The 19,193-nt window shown below is 56.8% G+C and carries 20 protein-coding genes; 7 read left to right on the plus strand and 13 right to left on the minus strand.

What is annotated here, in order from left to right; translation table 11 throughout:
• Positions 1 to 130 precede the first annotated feature (130 nt).
• Positions 131 to 1,375, plus strand: a complete 1,245-nt coding sequence (gene mtr, locus ACOTX5_RS00580; protein ID WP_045911544.1) for a tryptophan permease — start codon at positions 131 to 133, stop codon at positions 1,373 to 1,375.
• A gap of 100 nt (positions 1,376 to 1,475) precedes the next feature.
• Here the strand turns inward: mtr and ACOTX5_RS00585 are convergent, their stop codons facing one another.
• The 3 genes from ACOTX5_RS00585 to ubiU all read right to left on the minus strand — a co-directional run bounded on the left by ACOTX5_RS00585 (position 1,476) and on the right by ubiU (position 4,443).
• Positions 1,476 to 2,483 carry a luciferase-like monooxygenase gene (locus ACOTX5_RS00585; RefSeq protein ID WP_006812112.1) on the minus strand — a complete coding sequence of 336 codons (1,008 nt, stop codon included), beginning with the start codon at positions 2,481 to 2,483 and terminating at the stop codon, positions 1,476 to 1,478.
• Between the two features lie 78 nt (positions 2,484 to 2,561).
• A complete protein-coding gene (locus ACOTX5_RS00590) occupies positions 2,562 to 3,440 on the minus strand; it encodes a U32 family peptidase (protein WP_032672050.1) in 879 nt (292 codons plus the stop codon).
• A 7-nt stretch (positions 3,441 to 3,447) separates the two neighbouring features.
• Positions 3,448 to 4,443 (minus strand): ubiquinone anaerobic biosynthesis protein UbiU, encoded by a 996-nt coding sequence (gene ubiU / locus ACOTX5_RS00595; RefSeq protein WP_003861773.1) that lies wholly within the window; start codon positions 4,441 to 4,443, stop codon positions 3,448 to 3,450.
• A gap of 221 nt (positions 4,444 to 4,664) precedes the next feature.
• Here ubiU and ubiT point away from each other — a divergent pair, with 221 nt between their 5' ends.
• Positions 4,665 to 5,189: a ubiquinone anaerobic biosynthesis accessory factor UbiT gene (gene ubiT, locus ACOTX5_RS00600; RefSeq protein ID WP_017382450.1), complete on the plus strand. Its 525-nt coding sequence runs from the start codon at positions 4,665 to 4,667 to the stop codon at positions 5,187 to 5,189.
• Positions 5,183 to 5,686 (plus strand): GNAT family N-acetyltransferase, encoded by a 504-nt coding sequence (locus tag ACOTX5_RS00605; protein WP_015571968.1) that lies wholly within the window; start codon positions 5,183 to 5,185, stop codon positions 5,684 to 5,686. The genes ubiT and ACOTX5_RS00605 overlap by 7 nt, the downstream gene beginning before the upstream one ends.
• Here the strand turns inward: ACOTX5_RS00605 and ACOTX5_RS00610 are convergent.
• Positions 5,673 to 6,002 (minus strand): GIY-YIG nuclease family protein, encoded by a 330-nt coding sequence (locus tag ACOTX5_RS00610; protein ID WP_003861768.1) that lies wholly within the window; start codon positions 6,000 to 6,002, stop codon positions 5,673 to 5,675. The genes ACOTX5_RS00605 and ACOTX5_RS00610 overlap by 14 nt on opposite strands.
• A gap of 14 nt (positions 6,003 to 6,016) precedes the next feature.
• Between ACOTX5_RS00610 and ACOTX5_RS00615 the strand changes: the two genes are divergently transcribed.
• Positions 6,017 to 6,451 (plus strand): YhbP family protein, encoded by a 435-nt coding sequence (locus ACOTX5_RS00615; protein ID WP_015571966.1) that lies wholly within the window; start codon positions 6,017 to 6,019, stop codon positions 6,449 to 6,451.
• Here ACOTX5_RS00615 and ACOTX5_RS00620 read toward each other — a convergent pair.
• Positions 6,431 to 6,949 (minus strand): type 1 glutamine amidotransferase domain-containing protein, encoded by a 519-nt coding sequence (locus ACOTX5_RS00620; protein ID WP_015571965.1) that lies wholly within the window; start codon positions 6,947 to 6,949, stop codon positions 6,431 to 6,433. The genes ACOTX5_RS00615 and ACOTX5_RS00620 overlap by 21 nt on opposite strands.
• A 128-nt stretch (positions 6,950 to 7,077) precedes the next feature.
• On the opposite strand from ACOTX5_RS00620, the gene ACOTX5_RS00625 reads away from it, so the two are divergent.
• Both ACOTX5_RS00625 and ACOTX5_RS00630 read left to right on the plus strand, forming a co-directional pair.
• The gene (locus tag ACOTX5_RS00625) at positions 7,078 to 7,722 is read left to right on the plus strand and encodes an NAD(P)H-binding protein (RefSeq protein ID WP_045911543.1); all 645 of its coding nucleotides are present in this window, start codon (positions 7,078 to 7,080) and stop codon (positions 7,720 to 7,722) included.
• A gap of 40 nt (positions 7,723 to 7,762) precedes the next feature.
• Positions 7,763 to 8,800 carry a permease gene (locus ACOTX5_RS00630; RefSeq protein WP_045911542.1) on the plus strand — a complete coding sequence of 346 codons (1,038 nt, stop codon included), beginning with the start codon at positions 7,763 to 7,765 and terminating at the stop codon, positions 8,798 to 8,800.
• A 49-nt stretch (positions 8,801 to 8,849) separates the two neighbouring features.
• Here ACOTX5_RS00630 and dolP read toward each other — a convergent pair whose 3' ends face one another.
• Genes dolP through ACOTX5_RS00650 form a run of 4 tightly spaced genes read right to left on the minus strand, consistent with a single transcriptional unit; the run spans position 8,850 to position 12,538 of the window.
• Positions 8,850 to 9,425 carry a division/outer membrane stress-associated lipid-binding lipoprotein gene (gene dolP / locus ACOTX5_RS00635; protein ID WP_006812102.1) on the minus strand — a complete coding sequence of 192 codons (576 nt, stop codon included), beginning with the start codon at positions 9,423 to 9,425 and terminating at the stop codon, positions 8,850 to 8,852.
• A 9-nt stretch (positions 9,426 to 9,434) separates the two neighbouring features.
• On the minus strand, positions 9,435 to 10,025 hold the full coding sequence (gene diaA, locus ACOTX5_RS00640) for a DnaA initiator-associating protein DiaA (RefSeq protein WP_003861754.1): 591 nt from the start codon (positions 10,023 to 10,025) through the stop codon (positions 9,435 to 9,437).
• Positions 10,026 to 10,046: 21 nt separating this feature from the next.
• On the minus strand, positions 10,047 to 10,442 hold the full coding sequence (locus ACOTX5_RS00645; RefSeq protein ID WP_003861751.1) for a YraN family protein: 396 nt from the start codon (positions 10,440 to 10,442) through the stop codon (positions 10,047 to 10,049).
• Positions 10,400 to 12,538 carry a penicillin-binding protein activator gene (locus ACOTX5_RS00650; protein WP_022651910.1) on the minus strand — a complete coding sequence of 713 codons (2,139 nt, stop codon included), beginning with the start codon at positions 12,536 to 12,538 and terminating at the stop codon, positions 10,400 to 10,402. The genes ACOTX5_RS00645 and ACOTX5_RS00650 overlap by 43 nt, the downstream gene beginning before the upstream one ends.
• Before the next feature lie 61 nt (positions 12,539 to 12,599).
• Here ACOTX5_RS00650 and rsmI point away from each other — a divergent pair, with 61 nt between their 5' ends.
• On the plus strand, positions 12,600 to 13,463 hold the full coding sequence (rsmI, locus tag ACOTX5_RS00655; protein ID WP_000809144.1) for a 16S rRNA (cytidine(1402)-2'-O)-methyltransferase: 864 nt from the start codon (positions 12,600 to 12,602) through the stop codon (positions 13,461 to 13,463).
• 67 nt (positions 13,464 to 13,530) lie between these two features.
• On the opposite strand, the gene ACOTX5_RS00660 is transcribed toward rsmI, so the two are convergent.
• The 4 genes from ACOTX5_RS00660 to kbaY form a co-directional block, all read right to left on the minus strand.
• A complete protein-coding gene (locus tag ACOTX5_RS00660) occupies positions 13,531 to 15,420 on the minus strand; it encodes an enterotoxin (RefSeq protein ID WP_023304487.1) in 1,890 nt (629 codons plus the stop codon).
• A 16-nt stretch (positions 15,421 to 15,436) separates the two neighbouring features.
• Positions 15,437 to 16,609: a MalY/PatB family protein gene (locus tag ACOTX5_RS00665; protein ID WP_023304486.1), complete on the minus strand. Its 1,173-nt coding sequence runs from the start codon at positions 16,607 to 16,609 to the stop codon at positions 15,437 to 15,439.
• A 12-nt stretch (positions 16,610 to 16,621) separates the two neighbouring features.
• Positions 16,622 to 18,193 (minus strand): maltose/glucose-specific PTS transporter subunit IIBC, encoded by a 1,572-nt coding sequence (gene malX, locus ACOTX5_RS00670; protein WP_017382443.1) that lies wholly within the window; start codon positions 18,191 to 18,193, stop codon positions 16,622 to 16,624.
• A 117-nt stretch (positions 18,194 to 18,310) separates the two neighbouring features.
• A complete protein-coding gene (kbaY, locus tag ACOTX5_RS00675; protein ID WP_017693931.1) occupies positions 18,311 to 19,183 on the minus strand; it encodes a tagatose-bisphosphate aldolase subunit KbaY in 873 nt (290 codons plus the stop codon).
• Between the last annotated feature and the right edge of the window lie 10 nt (positions 19,184 to 19,193).

Here is a 19,193-nt window from a genome sequence, read left to right on the forward strand (position 1 = left end):
TGACGTAAAGTAAAATATACAGCCCCGATAGTTGCTATCGGGGCTTTTTTTATTCCTTTTGTACTCTTGTACTGGTACAGTGCAACGCACTCAAATGCAGAACCACATTTTTCACTGGAGATAAGGCCGCATGGCAACACTAACCACCACCCAAACGTCACCTTCGCTGCTTGGCGGCGTGGTGATCATCGGCGGAACCATCATTGGTGCCGGGATGTTTTCCCTGCCTGTGGTCATGTCCGGTGCGTGGTTCTTCTGGTCGCTGGCGGCGCTGGTTTTCACCTGGTTCTGCATGCTCCATTCCGGGCTGATGATCCTTGAAGCAAACCTGAACTACCGCATTGGCTCCAGCTTCGACACCATCACCCGGGATCTGTTGGGCAAAGGCTGGAACCTGGTGAACGGGCTGTCCATCGCGTTTGTTCTCTATATCCTGACCTACGCGTACATTTCAGCGAGCGGGTCGATTCTGCATCACACCTTCTCAGAGATGTCGCTGAACGTTCCGGCGCGTCTGGCGGGTATCTGCTTCGCGCTGGGCGTGGCGTTTATCGTCTGGATGAGCACCAAAGCGGTCAGCCGCATGACGGCGATCGTGCTGGGCGCAAAGGTCATCACCTTCTTTCTGACCTTCGGCAGCCTGCTGGGGCACGTCACGCCGGCCACGCTGTTTAACGATGCGGAAGTGAACACCTCCTACACGCCGTACCTGCTGATGACGCTGCCATTCTGTCTGGCGTCGTTCGGCTACCACGGCAACGTACCGAGCCTGATGAAATACTACGGCAAGGATCCGCGCACCATCGTGAAATGCCTGGTTTACGGCACGCTGCTGGCGCTGGGGCTGTATGTGATCTGGCTGCTGGGGACGATGGGTAACATCCCGCGTCCGGAATTTATCGGCATTGCGCAGAAGGGCGGTAACATTGATGTGCTGGTACAGGCGCTGAGCGGCGTGCTGAACAGCCGCAGCCTGGATCTGCTTCTGGTGGTCTTCTCGAACTTTGCGGTGGCGAGTTCATTCCTCGGCGTGACGCTGGGCCTGTTTGACTATCTGGCGGATCTATTTGGTTTTGATGACTCTGCGATGGGGCGCTTCAAAACCGCGCTGTTGACCTTCCTGCCGCCGATTGTGGGCGGCCTGCTGTGGCCGAACGGCTTCCTGTACGCCATCGGCTATGCAGGACTGGCGGCCACCATCTGGGCGGCGATTGTACCGGCGCTGCTGGCGCGCAAATCACGTAAGCGCTTCGGCAGCCCGAAATTCCGCGTCTGGGGCGGAAAACCGATGATTGCGCTGATCCTGGTATTTGGTATCGGCAACGCGGTGGTCCACGTGCTGTCGAGTTTTAATCTGTTGCCTGTGTATCAGTAAAACGTGCGGTCTGAACCCCTCACCCCGGCCCTCTCCCCATGGGAGAGGGAGAAAAGAATGTAGGCCCGGTAAGCGAAGCGCCACCGGGCAAAGCAAAAAACTACCCCACCAACTCCTCTTTCACCTGCATCGCTAAATCAAACGAATGCAGACGCGCCTGGTGATCGAAAATCTGGCCGTTAACCATAATCTCATCCGCCTGGGTTTCACGCAGCACCGCCTCCAGCCCGTGACGCACTTTCGCCTTATCACCCACCAGCGACATACTCAGAGCCTGCTGCACGCCATACTGCTCGGAGGCCGACCACAGCTGATGCATATTCTCTACCGGCGGCGGCAGCTGGCCCGTCTCGCCGCGACGCAGCTTCACAAACGCCTGCTGCATAGAGGTAAAAAGGAATTCCGCGTCGCGGTTGCTGTCGGCGGCAATGATATTGATACACACCATCGCATACGGCTTCTCCAGACGTTCAGACGGTTTGAAGTGCGTACGATAAAGATGCAGTGCCTGATGCAGCATATCCGGTGCGAAGTGGGAAGCGAACGCGAACGGCAGCCCCAGCTGAGCGGCGAGCTGCGCGCTGTACAGGCTTGAGCCTAACAGCCATACCGGGATCTTTTCCCCGTACCCCGGCACAGGACGCACGTGCGGGTTCGGATCCCGCGCGTCAAACCAGTCCACCAGCTCGGCCACATCGCGCGGGAAGTTATCGATATCGCCGCTCATATGGCGACGCAGGGCGCGCATGGTCGGCTGGTCGCTGCCCGGCGCGCGGCCAAGCCCTAGATCAATACGGCCCGGATAAAGGGTATTCAGCGTCCCGAACTGCTCGGCAATCACCAGCGGGGCGTGGTTCGGCAGCATCACACCGCCGGAGCCCAGGTGCAGAGTGGTGGTATTCGCCGCCAGATAGCCAATCAGCACCGAGGTGGCGGCGCTGGCGATGCCCACCATATTGTGGTGCTCCGCCAGCCAGTAGCGGTGATAGCCGCGCTTTTCGGCAAGCTGAGCAAGATCGAGAGAGTGCGTGAAGGCTTCTCTGGCCGAGGAGCCTTGTGGGATCGGCGCCAGATCCAGCACCGAAAACGGAATGGTTTTGTCAGTCATAACAGCTCACTTTGTCGACGGTCAATCTTTAATACTGCATTAAAAAATGATAACCGTTGTTAACAAAGTGAGCCTTTTTTACGCCTGCAATTCCAGCCCGGCGAGACGTCGCCAGTAACCGTTGCAGTCGCTGTTTGCGGTCAACGGTAGCGGCGAGGCGCCGTTTTCGTTGGCGCGGAAGGCGTCCAGCATCGCGAAAACACCGGTATCAAGCGGCGAAAGACGCACCATATCCACCAGCCCGTGCATTGACGCCAGTTCGTTGCCGAGGTTATAGACGTAACCGCTCATGGTCTGAATGCCGTTGAGGACAAACACCTGCTGGTTCTCCTGCGACAGCATGCTGCGGCCGTTCGGGTACTTAATGCAGCAGGTTTCGCACTCGTCTTTCGGGCGATCTTCGGAACGTGCGGTGAAGCAGCGGGCAGAGTAGGCCAGCGGCAGATGGCCGTAGCTCAGGACTTCTACTTCAAACTTGTTGCGAATGCCCAGCTCTTCGCACTGTGTGAGCAGGTTGGCCAGCCAGTCGCGGGAGAGCTCTACTGGCATGCACCAGCGGGTCATCCCCTGTGTGAGCAGCAGGCGCAGGGTCACGGCGTTATAGCAGTTCAGCGCATGTCCGGCGACAAAGGGCAGCTTACGCTCGGCGCACAGGTTTACCACGCCCAGGTCGCTCGCCTCCAGCAGGAACTCACCGTTTTCGACGTAGCGCTTCAGCTCGCCCAGTTCAGAGGACGCCTGTACCAGCGCCAGCGTCGAGAGCACCACCTGCTTGCCGCTGCCGGCCAGGTTTTTCGCCATATCCAGCCAGTCGCCCACTTTGGTGGCGCGGCGCTTGCTGCACACCGCTTCGCCGAGGTAAATCACATCGGCGCTGCTGTTAGCCGCCTGCTGGTAAAAATCTTCCAGCGTCTCTTTTGGCCAGTAGTAAAGCACCGGCCCTAATGAATATTTCATGATTATCTCACTGCCATTTACGGTGGTACGCGCCGAGCGTAGTTTGGGTGCCTTCAGACATCGCGCCGAGCGTCTCCATCCAGGCCGCTTGTGGAGCATAGTTTTGCGGGTCCGCCATGCAGCGGTCGATGGCCTGACGCCACACCTTCGCCACCTGGCTCACGTAGGCCGGGCTGCGCTGGCGGCCTTCGATTTTCACCGAGGCAATATTGGCGGCCAGCAGTTCCGGCAGCAATTCCAGCGTGTTGAGGCTGGTGGGCTCCTCCAGCGCGTGGTAGCGCTCGCCGTCCACCAGATAGCGGCCCTTACACAGTGTCGGATACCCCGCGTTTTCACCGTCTTGATAGCGGTCAATTAACACGTCATTCAGGCGTGACTCCAGTCCCTGCGGCGTTTGCTGCCAGCGAACGAAGCGGGCAGGCGAGCAGGCGCCGACGGTATTTGGCGATTCCCCGGTGAGATAGGAAGAAAGATAGCAGCGGCCTTCAGCCATGATGCACAGGCTGCCGAAGGCAAAAACCTCCAGCGGCACTGGCGTGACGCGCGCCAGTTGCTTAACCTGATGAATAGAGAGCACGCGCGGCAGCACCACGCGGGCTACGTCAAAGTGTCGATGATAAAAACGCACGGCCTCTTCATTGGTGGCCGATGCCTGAACAGAGACGTGGCGCTCAATATGCGGATAACGTTCTGCCGCATACTCAAGCATGGCGAGGTCAGCCAGGATCAGCGCATCGGCGCCCAGCTGGGCCGCCATATCCACGGCGCGCTGCCAGCGGGCATAGCCATCAGGATGGGCAAAGGTATTGATGGCGATGTGCAGTTTGCGCCGGTGCTGGTGAACGAAGTTAACGGCTTCCTGAAGCTTTTTCTCCGTAAAGTTAAGACCCGCAAAATGGCGGGCGTTGGTATCATCTTTCAGCCCGATATAGACCGCATCGGCCCCATTTTCGATGGCCGCCTTAAGCGCCGGAAGGTTTCCGGCAGGGCAGAGCAGCTCCATAATTTATCCCGATGTTGTCGATCGCAGGGATCGTAAAAAATGTTAACGAGCTGGGATTTTAATTAACCCATACGCGACAATTTTTGATTTAAGGCAGCTAATGGCGTATTGATGGCACCAATAATGAGGTATACCGGACAACGGTTTGTTGATTTACGCCGCTATCTTCTTGTCGGGATATGGCAAAATAGCAGGACTATAGCTATCAGGGAGTAAAGCTCGTGCTGGATAAACTGCGTTCACGTCTCGTACAATTTGGTCCATCAATGCTGAGCGTGCCGGTAAAACTGGCGCCGTTCGCGCTTAAACGCCAGGTGCTGGAACAGGTACTGAGCTGGCAGTTCCGCCAGGCGCTACAGGACGGTGAGCTGGAGTTTCTGGAAGGCCGCTGGTTAAAGATTGAAGTGCGCGATATCGGGTTGCGCTGGTTTACTTCCGTTGAGAACGATCGGCTGATCGTCCGTGAAACCGCCGAGGCGGATGTCAGCTTTAGCGCGGATGCCAGCGATCTGCTGATGATCGTCGCGCGCAAACAGGATCCGGACACCCTCTTCTTCCAGCGTCGTCTGGTGATTGAAGGCGACACGGAGCTCGGTCTGTACGTCAAAAATTTAATGGATGCCATTGAGCTGGAGCAGATGCCGAAAGCGCTGCGTATGATGTTGATGCAAATGGCAGATTTCGTTGAGGCCGGGCTAAAAACCCCGCCGGACAGTAAACACACTTCAGTAGGTGAGCCATGCTGATTCGAGTCGAAATTGGGATTGATGCGCCGGGTATCGATGCGTTGTTACGCCGCTCTTTTGCAGGCGACGCCGAAGCCCAACTGGTTCACGATCTTCGCGAAGATGGCCTGATTACGCTGGGCCTGGTTGCCACCGACGATGAAGGGCAGGTGGTCGGCTACGTGGCCTTCAGCCCGGTGATTGTGCAGGGTGAAGAGTTACAGTGGGTCGGCATGGCGCCGCTGGCTGTGGATGAAAACTACCGTGGCCAGGGCCTGGCGCGCCAGCTGGTCTATGAAGGGCTGGATTCACTGAATGAATTTGGCTATGCCGCTGTCGTCGTTCTGGGCGATCCGGCGTTCTACGAACGTTTAGGTTTTAAGCCAGCGTCCAGATACGATCTGCGCTGCCACTGGCCGGGCACGGAAACATCTTTCCTGGTGCATCCTCTGGCGGATGATGCGCTCGACGGCGTTACCGGTCTGGTGGAGTACCACGATCATTTCAATCGTTTTTAAGCAGGCTTTCGCGTAGCGCCTCGAAAGAGCCGTCCCCGTTGACGAGACGCTCTTTCTGGCGCTTCGTCAGCTGCTTGATGCGGTATTCCAGCCTGAGCGCCAGGGATCTGTCGCCCACGGCGGCTGAAAACGCTAACTGAAGTTCACCTTTCCCCCGCAGCGCCTTCGCCCCTTTCCCCGTTTGATGTTGTAAAAAACGCCGTGCCACATCGGTAGTGATCCCGGTGTAGAGTGCGTTATCAGCGGTTCGGACAAGATAGAGAAACCAGCACACGGTAAACAGATTCAGTATGTTAAGGTGAACGCACCATAGCATGAGAGAGAGCGAAAATGGAAACACTGGCCGCCATTAACCGCTGGCTGGCAAAGCAGCATGTCGTGACCTGGTGCGTCTGTAAAGACGAGGAGATGTGGTGCGCAAATGCCTTTTATTACTACGATCCCGAGCGAGTGGCCTTTTACGTGATGAGCGAAGATAAAACGCGGCATGCGCAGATGACGGGCCAGCGGGCAAAAGTGGCGGGCACGGTAAACGGTCAGCCTAAAACCGTTGCGCTGATCCGCGGGGTCCAGTTTAAAGGCGAAATTCGTCGCCTGGAAGGTGAGGAGAGCGACGCGCAACGTAAACGCTATACGCGCCGCTTCCCGGTGGCCGCGGCGCTAAAAGCCCCGGTGTGGGAAATCCGCCTTGATGAGCTGAAATTTACCGACAACACCCTGGGCTTTGGCAAGAAGCTGCACTGGTTACGCGCCGAGCAGGCGTAGCGCTTCACGGTTAAACGCTGGCAGATCGTCCGGTGTACGGCTGGTGATCAGCTGATCGTTATCGTTCACCACTTCCTGATCGTAGAACTCGGCTCCCGCGTTTTTCAGATCGATAACGATCGGCTTCACCGCGGTGAGCTTACGCCCGCGTACCACCTCGGCGCTGATCAGCAGCTGCGGACCGTGGCAAATGGCAAATACCGGTTTACCGGTGCCGACGAAGTCACGGGTAAAGGTGACGAAACGCTCGTCTCCGCGCAGGGAATCCGGTGAATGACCGCCCGGTAACAGCAGGGCGTCGAAATCCGACGGGCTGACGTTATCAATGGATTCGTCAATGGTCACGCTGGCTTCGCCCTTATGGCCCTTCACGGTTTTACCCGCTTCTTTCTCGATGGTGACCACCTCGTGGCCCGCCTTGCGGAATGCCTCTGCTGGCGACGTAAATTCTGAATCTTCAAACTCGTCGGTAATCAAGACTGCGATTTTTTTACCCATGCTTCCTCCGTTGTTTTCGCTTCAGACTGTTTTTTTCCCGTTTGTGGTAAATACTTACCGGTAACAGACTTTTAAGTGTGGTAGAGCAGGCCCAGAACGCAAACGGACAATTCTGTAAAGGGGATAAGATGAGTCAGGTACTGATTACCGGCGCAACCGGGCTGGTGGGTGGACATCTGCTGCGGCTGCTGATCCAGGATCGGCATATCAATTATATCGCCGCCCCGACGCGTCGCCCGCTGTTGGATATCACCGGCGTCTATAACCCGCACGATCCACAGCTCACCGACGCGCTGGCGCAGGTGCAGGATCCCATTGATATCGCCTTTTGCTGCCTTGGCACCACCCGACGGGAAGCGGGTAGTAAAGAAGCTTTTGTCCATGCGGATTACACACTGGTGGTGGATACCGCCCTGACGGCGAAAAAGCTGGGCGCAAAACATTTCCTGGTGGTCAGCGCGCACGGCGCGAACGCAGGCTCGCCGTTTTTTTACAACCAGGTGAAGGGCAAAATGGAAGAGGCGTTAATCGCGCAGAAATGGGAGCGCCTGACCATCGCGCGGCCTTCCATGCTGATGGGGCACCGTGACGAACGTCGTTTTAACGAGTCTTTTTTCGCTCCGCTGTTTCGCATTCTGCCGGGTAACTGGAAGTCCATCGAGGCGCGGGATGTCGCGCTGGCGATGCTAAAAGAGGCGCTGGCTCCGTCGCAGGAGGGGGTTAATATTATCCCTTCGGCAAAACTGCGTGAAATCGCGCAGGGCGAGGTGTAAACTTCCCCGGCTTATTAAATAACACCTTCCGGGGAATGGTATGACTGGTCAGTCTTCATCTCAGGCGGCAACACCTGTTCAGTGGTGGAAGCCCGCACTCTTCTTTCTCCTGGTCATCATTGGCCTCTGGTATGTGAAATGGCAGCCGTACTACGGTAAAGCCTTCACCGCCGCCGACACCCACAGCATCGGTAAATCGATTCTCGCGCAGGCCGATTCCAGCCCGCTACGCGCGGCGTGGGATTACGCCATGGTCTATTTTCTTGCCGTCTGGAAAGCGGCGGTATTGGGCGTATTGCTGGGCTCGCTGATTCAGGTACTTATCCCGCGTAACTGGCTGGTGAAAACCCTGGGACAGCCGCGCTTGCAGGGCACGCTGCTGGGGACGATTTTCTCCCTGCCGGGCATGATGTGCTCCTGCTGCGCCGCACCGGTGGCGGCGGGTATGCGCCGACAGCGTGTGTCGATGGGCGGCGCGCTTGCCTTCTGGATGGGTAACCCCCTGCTGAACCCGGCAACGCTGGTGTTTATGGGCTTCGTTCTCGGCTGGCATTTTGCGTTTATCCGTCTGGCGGCTGGCCTGCTGACGGTGGTGCTTGTCGCTACGCTGGTGCAGCACCTGGTGAAAGACAACGAGGCCGGGCCTGCCTCCGTTGAGCTGGACGTCAGCGAGCCGCAGGGCAGTTTCTTTGCTCGCTGGGGCAAAGCGCTGTGGCAGCTTTTCTGGAGCACCATTCCGGTCTATATCCTGGCCGTACTGGTGCTGGGGGCGGCGCGCGTCTGGCTGTTCCCGCATGCGGATGGCGCTATCGACAACACGCTGATGTGGGTGATTGCGATGGCGGTGGCCGGGTGCCTGTTTGTGATCCCAACCGCGGCGGAGATCCCGATTATTCAGACCATGATGATGGCTGGTATGGGGACCGCACCGGCGCTGGCGCTGCTCATCACGCTGCCGGCGGTGAGCCTGCCGTCGCTTATCATGCTGCGTAAGTCATTCCCGGCGAAAGCGCTGTGGCTGACTGCGGGGCTGGTGGCGTTGAGCGGAGTTATTGTGGGGAGTATGGCGCTTGTGTGAAAAAAGCCCGGCGGCGCTAGCGCTTACCGGGCCTGTAGTCAGGTGGTAATTACTTAATGTAAGTAAAGGCGGTGGTGACGTGTTTCACGCCGCTCACCCGGCTGGCGATATCCGCCGCCGCTTTCCCTTCACGTTCCGTCACCAGACCCAGCAGGAATACTTCGCCGTTCTCCGTGGTCACTTTCACGTTTGAGGATTTCACCTGGTCGGTACCCAGCAGCTGGGAACGCACTTTGGTGGTGATCCAGGTATCAGATGACGCGGTGCCGAGACCAATCGGCTGGCCCTGGCGGATCTCGTTAAACACTTCCGCCGTGCCTTCCACACCCATCGCGATCTGTTTGGCGCGCGAGGCGAGTTCAGGATTTGGCGCCTGGCCTGCCAGCAGCACTTTGCCCTGATAAGCCGTCACGTTGATGCGTGCTTCCTTCTTGATCTGCTCGTCTTTCGACAGCGCACTGTTTACGCGCAGCTCAAGCGTACCGTCATCCACCTGCGTCCCAACGGTGCGCGGATCGGTCGCTGCTTTGGTGCCGACCGCTGCGGTGCCGACTACAGCGGCAGCGATGCATCCCTGAAGCAGTAATGCAGACATCACGACTGCAAGGGCCGATAAAACCTTCATGAGAACTCCTTAATCATCCTGGTGAGGGAAAAGCGTGTTATCGATCAGATCGCATAAGCAGTTCACCGTGAGCATATGCATCTCCTGGATGCGGGCGCTACGGTGCGAAGGAATGCGGATCTCCACATCCTGCGGCCCCAGCAGGCCAGCCAGCTCTCCGCCGTCGTAACCGGTCAGGGCGACAATCGTCATATCCCGGGTCACTGCCGCTTCAACCGCTTTAACGATATCCCGGCTGTTACCGCGCGTGGAGATCGCCAGCAGCACGTCTCCGGCATGGCCTAAGGCGCGCACCTGCTTGGCGTAGATTTCGTCATGCAGACGATCGTTGGCAATCGCAGTTAAGACCACGTTATCGGTGTTTAGTGCAATGGCAGGTAAACTCGGGCGCTCGGTTTCGAAGCGATTGATCATGCTGGCAGCAAAATGCTGTGCGTTAGCAGCGGACGTGCCATTGCCACAACAGAGGATTTTGTTGCCGTTGAGCAGCGACTGAACCAGCGTCATCGCCGCACGCGAGATCGCGTCCGGAAGGGCTTCCGCCGCGGCAATCTGCGTTTGAATGCTTTCTGTGAAGCACACTTTAATTCGTTCGAGCACGGTATCCCTTTAAAATCTTATTTATGCGTCTTCGCCAAACGCGTTTTTAAGCCAGTCGATCGCATTTCCGGTGAAGGCTACCACATCGAAACGGCAATCCACAGTATCAAAACTCCCATTATGGCGGGCAAGCCACAAGTGGGCAGTCTGTAATAATTTTTGTTGTTTGGCGAGCGTCACGCTGGCGGCAGCACCGCCAAAACGGGACGACTGTCGGTAGCGAACTTCAACAAACACGATGGTCTGACCGTCTTTCATGATCAGGTCAATCTCGCCGCCGCGCCCGCGAACGTTGGCGGCGACAAAGCGCAGTCCTTTGCCTTCAAGCCAGCGACGCGCCTTTAACTCCCACGCGTCGCCGGTCTGTTTACGGCTTAACTGGCCGGGACAATCTGCCCCTGCTGGTATTTGAGCCATGATAACTTCCTGTTAATCACACAATCCTGATCGGCGGTCAGATCGCCGGTATTCCCGTTAAGCTCGAAGCCCGGTACCTGACGCATCTGGGTGAAGTGGTTTGCCAGCGCCCAGGCATCGACGCCCATCGCGTACAGACGCGCCAGGGAATAGTCATTGCGCACCGCGCCCAGCGCCTGCTGCATCAACTGCGGGTTGCTGCCTGCCAGCATGGGGATCTCGCTGTATTGCAGTCCTTCCATTTCCAGACGGAAATCCGGGCCTGCGGTACCCTGTGCGCTGCGTGAGCTGGCGTAGAGCGTTGCGCCGCTCTGGCTGCCGTTACGCATGGCGATCATCGGTTTGATAAAGGCGATCTCTTCCGGGGTAGCGACGATGTATGCCGAATCCACTTTACCGCCGCCGCTGATTTGCGCGTCGGTAGGTGGCGCCGGGATCGTCAGACCGCCGATGGTGACGCTCTGCTGCTGCGGCAGGCTGGCGGATACCGGGCTACCGTTGAGGGCAATACCTGCCCCGCCGTTCACGCCCGCTCTCAGTTCGGAAGCTGAGCCAAATTTCTGCTGCAACACCACGCCACCGCCAAGGGTCTGCCACTCTTGCGCAAACGCGTTGGCAACGCGATCGCCCAGCGTGCTGCGTGGGATCAGCAGCAGCGGCGCCTGCTTGCCCTGCTCGTGAATATGGCGGGCCGCATCGCGGGCTTCATCCTCCGGAGAGAGGGCGAAGTAACAGATATTGGCGCGGTTCTGAACCTGCTCAGGCTGGTTAAGCGCCAGCACGTTCAGCGTGGTGTTGCTCTTCATCAGCGCTTCCACGTTGTTTTTCAACAGCGGGCCGACAACGATGCTGGCCCCGTCCTGCTGAACCTGCGCCAGCACCTGGTCAAGCGGCTGGGCGCTGGTGTCGTAGATTTTCAACTCTGCACCAGGATAAGCGCTGGTGGTGGCCACAGCCTGCGGCTGGGTTGCTGGCTGCTGTTCCGGCTGCGCGGTTTGCGGCTGAGGTTGTTCTGCCGTCGCGGGCGCCGGTGTTTCAGCCGGGGCCTGTGTTGCCGCAGGCGCTGGGGTAGCAGGCTGCGTCGTTGGGGCGGTAACCGGATTCTGCATGGTGCCCTGCGCAGGGGTTTGCGCGGTGGTCAGGTCGCTGGTTTCGGCGGCGGACGGGCTGACAACGTCATTCACATTCGCCGCCTGTGCAGCCTGCGCCGGAACCGCGCTGCCGCTGACGGCGGTGGTGCCGTTTTTCGCGGCTTCAAAACCTTGCTGAATGGCGCGACCAAACACCGCAGCCTGACCGTTTAACGGCAGCAGCAGGGCGATTTTGCTGGTGGAGGCGGGCTTAAAGTTTTGCACGTTCACCAGCTGCGTTGGCAGCATTTTCGCTCCCGGGTTTTGCGGGTAACGCTTTTGCCAGTCGGTAATGCCGGCTTTCAGCATGTTCGGATCGCTGCGGTTGTTGAACCACATCTGTTGCAGATCCAGCCAGCCTTGCAGGACATTTTCATCGGCGTTGATTACCAGCGCCTTGGCCTGATCCTGGGTCATGGAGGCGAGCGCCTGCCAGGTTGCGTCAATATTTTTTTGCTTGTCTGCACCCGCGAGCAGAGGCTCCTGGGCAATCAGCGCGCGGAGTAGCGTCAGGGAAGGGCGACCCTGCTCAGCGGTGATACCGGCCTGCCAGAAACGGGCCTGCTGGTTTTTATCCAGCGTGCTGAGATCGATGGTGCCGAGGATCTTCTTCGCGCCGTCGTAATCTTTTTGCGCGACCTTCAGTTCTGCCGACAGCAGCGTCTGCTCATGGCGCTGAGTGTCGTTAAGATCCTGCGGCAGCTGGCTGAACAGCTCGGCGGCCTGCTGGGTTTTCCCTTCTTTCAGCAGTGCACGAATGGCGAGTAATTGCCAGTTGATCCTGGTATCATTTGTACTCTGCGACATTTGTTGCAGATAAAAGCCAGAATCAGCCTGAGCGGATCCCTGCATATGAGCAGTGCTCTGGTCAGGTGCCTGGGTGCCGCAGCCGGTAAAGATCAGGGCTGCCAGCAGGAGGGGCACGCTGTGCGCGGCTTTTTTTCGAAGAAACGTTAACGGTACCATACTGTATCCAGTGATTTTTTTACGCAATGCTCAATATTAAATCGGCAATACGGACGAAACAATGAAACAACACGAAACGGCAGATAATTCTCAAGGCCAGCTTTATATTGTACCTACTCCTATCGGGAATTTGTCTGATATTACCCAACGTGCGCTCACCGTATTGCAAGCTGTTGATTTAATTGCGGCTGAAGACACCCGTCATACCGGTTTACTGCTACAACACTTTGCCATCAACGCCCGTTTGTTTGCCCTGCACGATCACAATGAGCAACAAAAAGCCGAAACGCTGGTGGCGAAGCTTAAAGAAGGGCAGAACATCGCGCTGGTCTCCGATGCGGGAACGCCGCTGATCAACGATCCGGGCTACCATCTGGTACGCACCTGCCGGGAAGCTGGCATCCGCGTTGTGCCGCTGCCGGGGCCGTGCGCGGCGATTGCGGCGTTAAGCGCTGCGGGTCTGCCGTCCGATCGTTTCTGCTACGAAGGTTTCCTGCCAGCTAAATCCAAAGGTCGCCGCGATGTATTAAAGGATCTGGAAGCCGAACCGCGTACGTTGATCTTCTACGAATCCACTCACCGTCTGCTGGAAAGCCTGGAGGATATGGTGACCGTCTGGGGCGAAGGGCGCTACGTGGTGCTGGCGCGCGAGCTGACCAAAACGTGGGAAACCATTCACGGTGCGCCGGTCGGCGAACTGCTGGCGTGGGTGAAAGAAGACGAAAACCGCCGCAAGGGCGAAATGGTGCTGATTGTCGAAGGCCACAAAGCGCAGGAAGACGCTCTGCCTGCCGATGCGCTGCGTACGCTGGCCCTGCTACAGGCTGAACTTCCTCTGAAAAAAGCGGCGGCGCTGGCGGCGGAGATCCACGGCGTGAAGAAAAATGCGCTGTATAAATATGCGCTGGAGCAGCAGGGGGAGTAAGACCCTGCCGCCTGTTTTGCCGGGTGGCGGCTTCGCCTTACCCGGCCTACACCGTGTCAAAGCCTCACTATTTCCCCGGCATCGCCTCAAACACCAGCGTTTCCAGCGGTTGCAGCGTAATCACCACAGCGTTTTTATACTCCTCTGGTACGGTCGAATTACTGCCGTACACGGCTTTCAGGGTAAACTGGGAACGCTCTCCTGCGGGGATCTCAAAATCTTTGGTTAAATCCAGGAAGTAACGTTGCGGTTTATCCGACGGGTTTCGTAAGCCAAAAATCGCTTTGTCTTTACTCCATGAGGCCCAGCCGTAAACCTCAAGCGAAGTTGGGTCACCGCCAATCCAGTGAGTATCCACCAGCACGCTGGCATTCTCACGCGACCATTTCGCCGCCTGCGCCAGGGTATCCCACTTCGCCTTATTCAGCATGGACGGCGTAATGTACAGCTCCTGAAGCTGAGTTCCGGTTGCAAAGTAGCTCCAGACCTGATCGGCAAAATCGCTGTCTGTTTGCACTTTCTCGAGTCCATAGTAAGCGTTCTCTGCGCTGACGATCCCGTGGTACATCAGTGAGTTCAGCGGGAACAGCGGACCTTTACGCACGATGGATCGCCAGGTTTCGGCATCGCGGTAGGTCATCCACTGCTGCACTGGCGTGCCGGGGCCGTACAGGTTGATATCATCGCCCTGACGCCAGATTGAATCAGCATAGAACAGCCAGGACGGGCTGGCGTCGGTGCCGGTGGTCAGGTTGATAAACAGGTTCGGATTTGCGCTGCGCATGTTGTGCAGCAGGGCAATGGACGCGTCAAAATCCGATGCAAATGGGCTGCCCTTGATATGCGAATTGGCGTTACCCATTCCGTCGAGCTTGAACGAGGTAATATGCTCGTTTTTGATCAGCTTGATGATCTGATCGTTAAAGTTTTTAAAATAGTTCGGCCCCGACAGCGCCAGCTTGCCGTCTACGGTTTCGAAACCATACTCTTTTGCATGCGAGACGCGAATATCGCGCGGCTTGTTGTATCCGCCCCACGGAGAAAGCCACAGCCCAACCGAGCTATGCAGGCTGTCGGCTTTTTCCCTGACTTTGCCAAAACCGTTGCTGAATGCCGGGCCAAACAGCCAGCGTCCGGTGCGATCGTCCCAGCCATCGTCCAGCAGGAACGCGTCCAGCGCCACCCCGCGTCCGGCAATAAATTCTTTATTCCATTCGTCCATCCGCCCAATGACATCCTGCTCGGAGTAAGGGGTAAAGAAGCCGATGTCCATCCAGCTGTTGTAGTGCAGGTAAGGCTTATAAGGCCGCGGACGCACGGCATCGATAAACTGGTTTACGCTGCGGCGCAGCTGATTAGTTTCCGGGAAAGTGCCGAACCAGGTGGTAAAACTAACCGGTGTCTCAGGCAGAATTGGCGTTTTCAGCTCCACGTTGAGGTTCGTGGTGGCTTCATAAGCGTAAGTATTCACAATCGGTTTGTCTGGCAGGATGAAGAACGAGTCGGCCACGATTGGCGAGCTGTTAATCGCCCCGTCAACGTAAGGTGCCTGAGACTGCTTCTTCGTCGGGAAGAAGGTAATTTTCGCTACGTCCCGCGGCTGCCCGACGGCGGCGATGGTGTAGCCAATGCTGGCGTATTTTCCCTTCACCAGGTTCAGTTTCACCGTTACGATAAAATCCGGATGCGTAAAGTCGATGACTATCGCATTGTCCTGCTTTTCGACGTGCTTGATTTTGAAATCAGCGGTGTGGATTTTTGTTTCATCCGGTAGCGTCAGAAAGAACAACTCCTGGGGCGTGAGCGGATGGTTAGCTTTGCTGTCCGTTACCACTACCGTTGCGTTTGCATCATCAAACGAAAGGGCAATATTGTCGTTACTGAGCGCGTAGTTTGCTGCCGCCGCACCATGAGAAACACAGAGAGTCAGCAGCGAGAGAGTGAGCATTTTTTTCATCGGGGTAAGATCCTTATCAGTAATGCTTCAGCATTCGGTTGATGGACTGTTCCAGCCAGTAGCGCTGGGTGCCGAAGTTAATACGCAGGTAGTTTTCGCCGTTTTGTACGTAGTGGCTGCCATCTTCAATGACCACGCCAGCCTGTTTTGCGAAATGTTGAGTTAGCGCCGTCGCACTGCGATCGTCCGCACTGACGTCTATCCAGGCGAGATACGACGACTCCGGGTTCATCATCTTCCATGCAGGGAAATGGGTCTGAATGGCATCCGCAAGGTAGCGGGCATTGCCGCGCAGATAACCATTCAGCGCGTCGAGCCATGGCAGACCTTGCTGATAAGCCAGAATAATTCCCCACACGCCGAAGATATTGGGCGAGGTAATGGAGTTCTTCTCCAGCTGCTGGCGGAAACGCTGGCGCAGCGAATCGTCTGGAATCATTGAGTAGGATGTTTTTAGCCCGCCAAGGTTGAAGGCTTTATTGGGGGAGGTCAGCACAATCAGGTTGTCCTGGGCGGCACAGCCCGAAGTCAGACAACTGACGAATGTACCGTCCAGAATGTGCTCGGCGTGAACCTCATCAACCACCAGAATCGTGCCGTAGCGCTTACAGAGATCGGACACCTGACGTATCTCATCCGCGCGCCAGATTCGGCCCGAGGGGTTATGCGGCGAGCAGAAGAACCACAGTTTTGGACGGTGAGTTTTGAGCTGAACTTCAATCAGATTAAAATCCAGCTGATAGCGGTTTTCCTTCACGCTCAGCGGATTTGCAAGCACCCGCACGCCCTGTCGCTGTGTCGCCATCGCAAACGGGTCATACACCGGGGTATTCATCATCACGCAGTCGCCGGGTTTGCAGAACGCCTGAACCGTATAGTGCAGCGTGGAAACGGTGCCGTAGGTCAGGGTGATCCATGACTTATGCACCTCAACCTGATGACGGGTGCGCTGGAAGGCGATGACCGCATCGTAGAATTCGTCGAAGCACCAGGTGTAACCGAAGGTGCCATGCTCCACGATGCGCTGGAAGCCTTCAATCACGGCGGGTGGCGAGGTGAAATCCATGTCTGCTATCCACAGCGGGATAAATCCCTCCGGGACATCACCGAAACGCGAGCACACAAACGTATGATCCCATTTACGGCATTTATCGCTTTTACGCTCAATGATTCTGTCGAAATCAAACACAACGTCCCCCTGTTAAATTAAGGCTTCAATGCCGGATTTGACGCTCTGCACCTGCGGACCGATGATCACCTGAACGCTGTGGGCATCAAGCACCACTACTGACAAGGCGCCCGCGGCCTTCAGCGCCTGCTGGTCGATAAGCCCCATATCTTTTACCACCAGACGTAAGCGGGTAATGCAGTTGTCGAGCGACTCAATATTCTCTTTACCGCCAAGCGCGCGAAGAATAAGCCCATGATCGTATTTCGATTTTCCACGTGCCCGGGTATTGGCTTCCACCGCCTGGAGAGCACCCTGCGCGTCAACCTCACGGCCCGGCGTTTTAATATCGTGCCTGAGGATGTACCAGCGGAAGACGAAGAAGTAGATAGCAAACCAGGCGATACCCACCGGGAACAGCAGATACCATTTGGTCGACATCCCCTGCATGACGCCGAAGATCAGCAGATCCAGAATGCCGCCGTCGGTGTTGCCGATGGTGACGCCGAGCAGCGCCATCACCATCAGCGCCAGGCCAGACATAACGATATGAAACGCGTAAAGCACAGGGGCAATAAACAGGAACAGGAACTCAATCGGCTCTGAAATACCCGTGACAACTGAAACCAGCACGCCTGAAAGCAGCAGCCCTTTAATCACCGGACGGTTTTCCGGGCGCGCGGTGCGGTAGATAGCGTAAGCCACGGCAGGCAGGCCGAAGATAAAGGTCGGCATAAACCCTTGCGATAAAAATGCCGTAACGTGCGGACTAAACGGCAGGCCAGCTTTCAGCTCGGCGTAGAAAATGTTCAGCGCACCGGCCACTTCCTGGCCGTTAACCATCTCAATGCCGCCCGCCGGGGTGAAGCGCACCATCGCCAGCAGGATGTGGTGTAGGCCAAAAGGTTTGAGCAGCAGTACGCCCACACCATACAGGAATGGCCCAAAGACGCTGGTGCTCTGGATGATATGACCAATCCCGGCAATGCCCATTGCCACATATTCCCACAGCAGGGGGATAAACAAGCCGACCAGCGACAGGGTGAGGGCGGTAATGATGGGCACAAAACGAATGCCGCTAAAGAAGGCAAACGCGTCGTGCAGCACCGTGTCCTGGAAACGTTCGTGCAGGAAGTAGGTGATCACCCCTACCACAATGCCGCCGAGCACGCCCATCTCCAGCGTTTGAATGCCAAGCACAATGGATTGTCCCACCTGTCTCATGGTGGCGGCATCCGCAAGCTGGTGGGTGGCGGTCAGGTAGTAGTTGATGCTCATGTTCATCAGCATGTAGCCAACGAATCCGGCAAAAGCGCCCACCGCTTTATTACGTCTGGCAAGGCCCATCGGGATCGCCATGGCAAACATCAGCGGCAGATAGGTAAAAGCAAAGCCGCCGACCATGGCGATAAAACCAAAGGTGAGCTGCGTTAACTCGCCGCCCAGAAAGGGAAAACTTTTGATGGTGGAAGGGCTGGTGACAGAACTACCGATACCTAACAACAACCCCATAAAGGCCAACAGTGAGACCGGGAACATAAACGTCTTTCCCAGGCTCTGGAAAAACTCCCACGCTTTCGATTTAAACGACTTTTCCTGTGTCATGTAGGGACTCCTCGGATTTTTAGGATAATGGAAGGCGCTGTCCGGCTTAAGGACGCGCCTTCATATTTGCGAGGCTTATAGTTATTTTTTTAGGTACTAACGTTATGCGCGATGGGTTCAGGCTTCAGTCGCAAGCAGCAGCCGGTTCGCCGAGCCGCAAACGGTGATTTTGCTTCTGACCACCTCTTTCATGGCATCCATGCCGACGCGCATGTAGAAGCGCGGATCGTTGCCCTGTGGGTTCTCGGCAAACCAGGCTTTGACTGCGTCAGAGAAGGCGATTTTCAGCTCTGTTGCGACGTTAACTTTGCAGACGCCCAGCTCAATGGTGCGGCGCACATCCTCATCCGGCACATCACTCGCACCGTGCAGCACCAGCGGCACTGTCACTACCTCGCGGATCTCGGCCAGCCGCTGGAAGTCGATTTTTGGGCGTTTGGTATAAAGACCGTGCGCGGTACCGATGGCAACGGCGAGGCTGTCCACGCCTGTCATTTCGACAAAGCGTTTTGCTTCCTGCGGGTCGGTCAGGAACGCGCTTTCGGCGTCTACGCTCATGTCATCTTCCACTCCGCCCAGTCGGCCCAGTTCGGCCTCGACGCTACAGTCGTTGAGGTGGCAGAAATCGACGACCGATTTCACCAGCTTGACGTTTTGTTCGAAGGGGTAATGGCTACCGTCGATCATTGCGCTACGTACGCCGGCATGGACTTTGCGGCGAATGTCGTCCAGCGATTCGTGGTGATCGAGGTGTAGCGCCAGCGGCATGTCATAAGTAAGGGAATACGCGTTGCACAAGGCGTAGATCTCTTCCAGCGCAATATGTTTAAACGTCCCCGGCGTACCCGCGAGGATCACCGGCGATCGCATTTCGCTACAGACTTCGAGGATCGCCTGGATCGTCTCGGCGTTATGGATGTTAAAGGCCGGAACGGCATAGCCCTTCGCCTGTGCGTCCTGCAAAAGATATTTGGTAGAAATAATACTCATGAGCCTGTCC

This window comes from Enterobacter cloacae complex sp. IR5441, from assembly GCF_049238215.1.
Lineage (GTDB): Bacteria > Pseudomonadota > Gammaproteobacteria > Enterobacterales > Enterobacteriaceae > Enterobacter > Enterobacter hormaechei_C.

Excerpts from the sequence above, each read along its gene's own strand:
- ACOTX5_RS00650 (WP_022651910.1), bottom strand. The coding sequence starts at position 12,538 with ATGGTACCGTTAACGTTTCTTCGAAAAAAAGCCGCGCACAGCGTGCCC.
- ACOTX5_RS00585 (WP_006812112.1), bottom strand. The coding sequence starts at position 2,483 with ATGACTGACAAAACCATTCCGTTTTCGGTGCTGGATCTGGCGCCGATC.
- rsmI (WP_000809144.1), top strand. The coding sequence starts at position 12,600 with ATGAAACAACACGAAACGGCAGATAATTCTCAAGGCCAGCTTTATATT.
- kbaY (WP_017693931.1), bottom strand. The coding sequence starts at position 19,183 with ATGAGTATTATTTCTACCAAATATCTTTTGCAGGACGCACAGGCGAAG.
- ACOTX5_RS00660 (WP_023304487.1), bottom strand. The coding sequence starts at position 15,420 with ATGAAAAAAATGCTCACTCTCTCGCTGCTGACTCTCTGTGTTTCTCAT.
- dolP (WP_006812102.1), bottom strand. The coding sequence starts at position 9,425 with ATGAAGGTTTTATCGGCCCTTGCAGTCGTGATGTCTGCATTACTGCTT.
- ACOTX5_RS00630 (WP_045911542.1), top strand. The coding sequence starts at position 7,763 with ATGACTGGTCAGTCTTCATCTCAGGCGGCAACACCTGTTCAGTGGTGG.
- ubiU (WP_003861773.1), bottom strand. The coding sequence starts at position 4,443 with ATGGAGCTGCTCTGCCCTGCCGGAAACCTTCCGGCGCTTAAGGCGGCC.
- ACOTX5_RS00605 (WP_015571968.1), top strand. The coding sequence starts at position 5,183 with ATGCTGATTCGAGTCGAAATTGGGATTGATGCGCCGGGTATCGATGCG.
- ACOTX5_RS00590 (WP_032672050.1), bottom strand. The coding sequence starts at position 3,440 with ATGAAATATTCATTAGGGCCGGTGCTTTACTACTGGCCAAAAGAGACG.
- ACOTX5_RS00610 (WP_003861768.1), bottom strand. The coding sequence starts at position 6,002 with ATGCTATGGTGCGTTCACCTTAACATACTGAATCTGTTTACCGTGTGC.
- ACOTX5_RS00615 (WP_015571966.1), top strand. The coding sequence starts at position 6,017 with ATGGAAACACTGGCCGCCATTAACCGCTGGCTGGCAAAGCAGCATGTC.
- ACOTX5_RS00645 (WP_003861751.1), bottom strand. The coding sequence starts at position 10,442 with ATGGCTCAAATACCAGCAGGGGCAGATTGTCCCGGCCAGTTAAGCCGT.
- ACOTX5_RS00620 (WP_015571965.1), bottom strand. The coding sequence starts at position 6,949 with ATGGGTAAAAAAATCGCAGTCTTGATTACCGACGAGTTTGAAGATTCA.
- mtr (WP_045911544.1), top strand. The coding sequence starts at position 131 with ATGGCAACACTAACCACCACCCAAACGTCACCTTCGCTGCTTGGCGGC.
- malX (WP_017382443.1), bottom strand. The coding sequence starts at position 18,193 with ATGACACAGGAAAAGTCGTTTAAATCGAAAGCGTGGGAGTTTTTCCAG.
- ACOTX5_RS00625 (WP_045911543.1), top strand. The coding sequence starts at position 7,078 with ATGAGTCAGGTACTGATTACCGGCGCAACCGGGCTGGTGGGTGGACAT.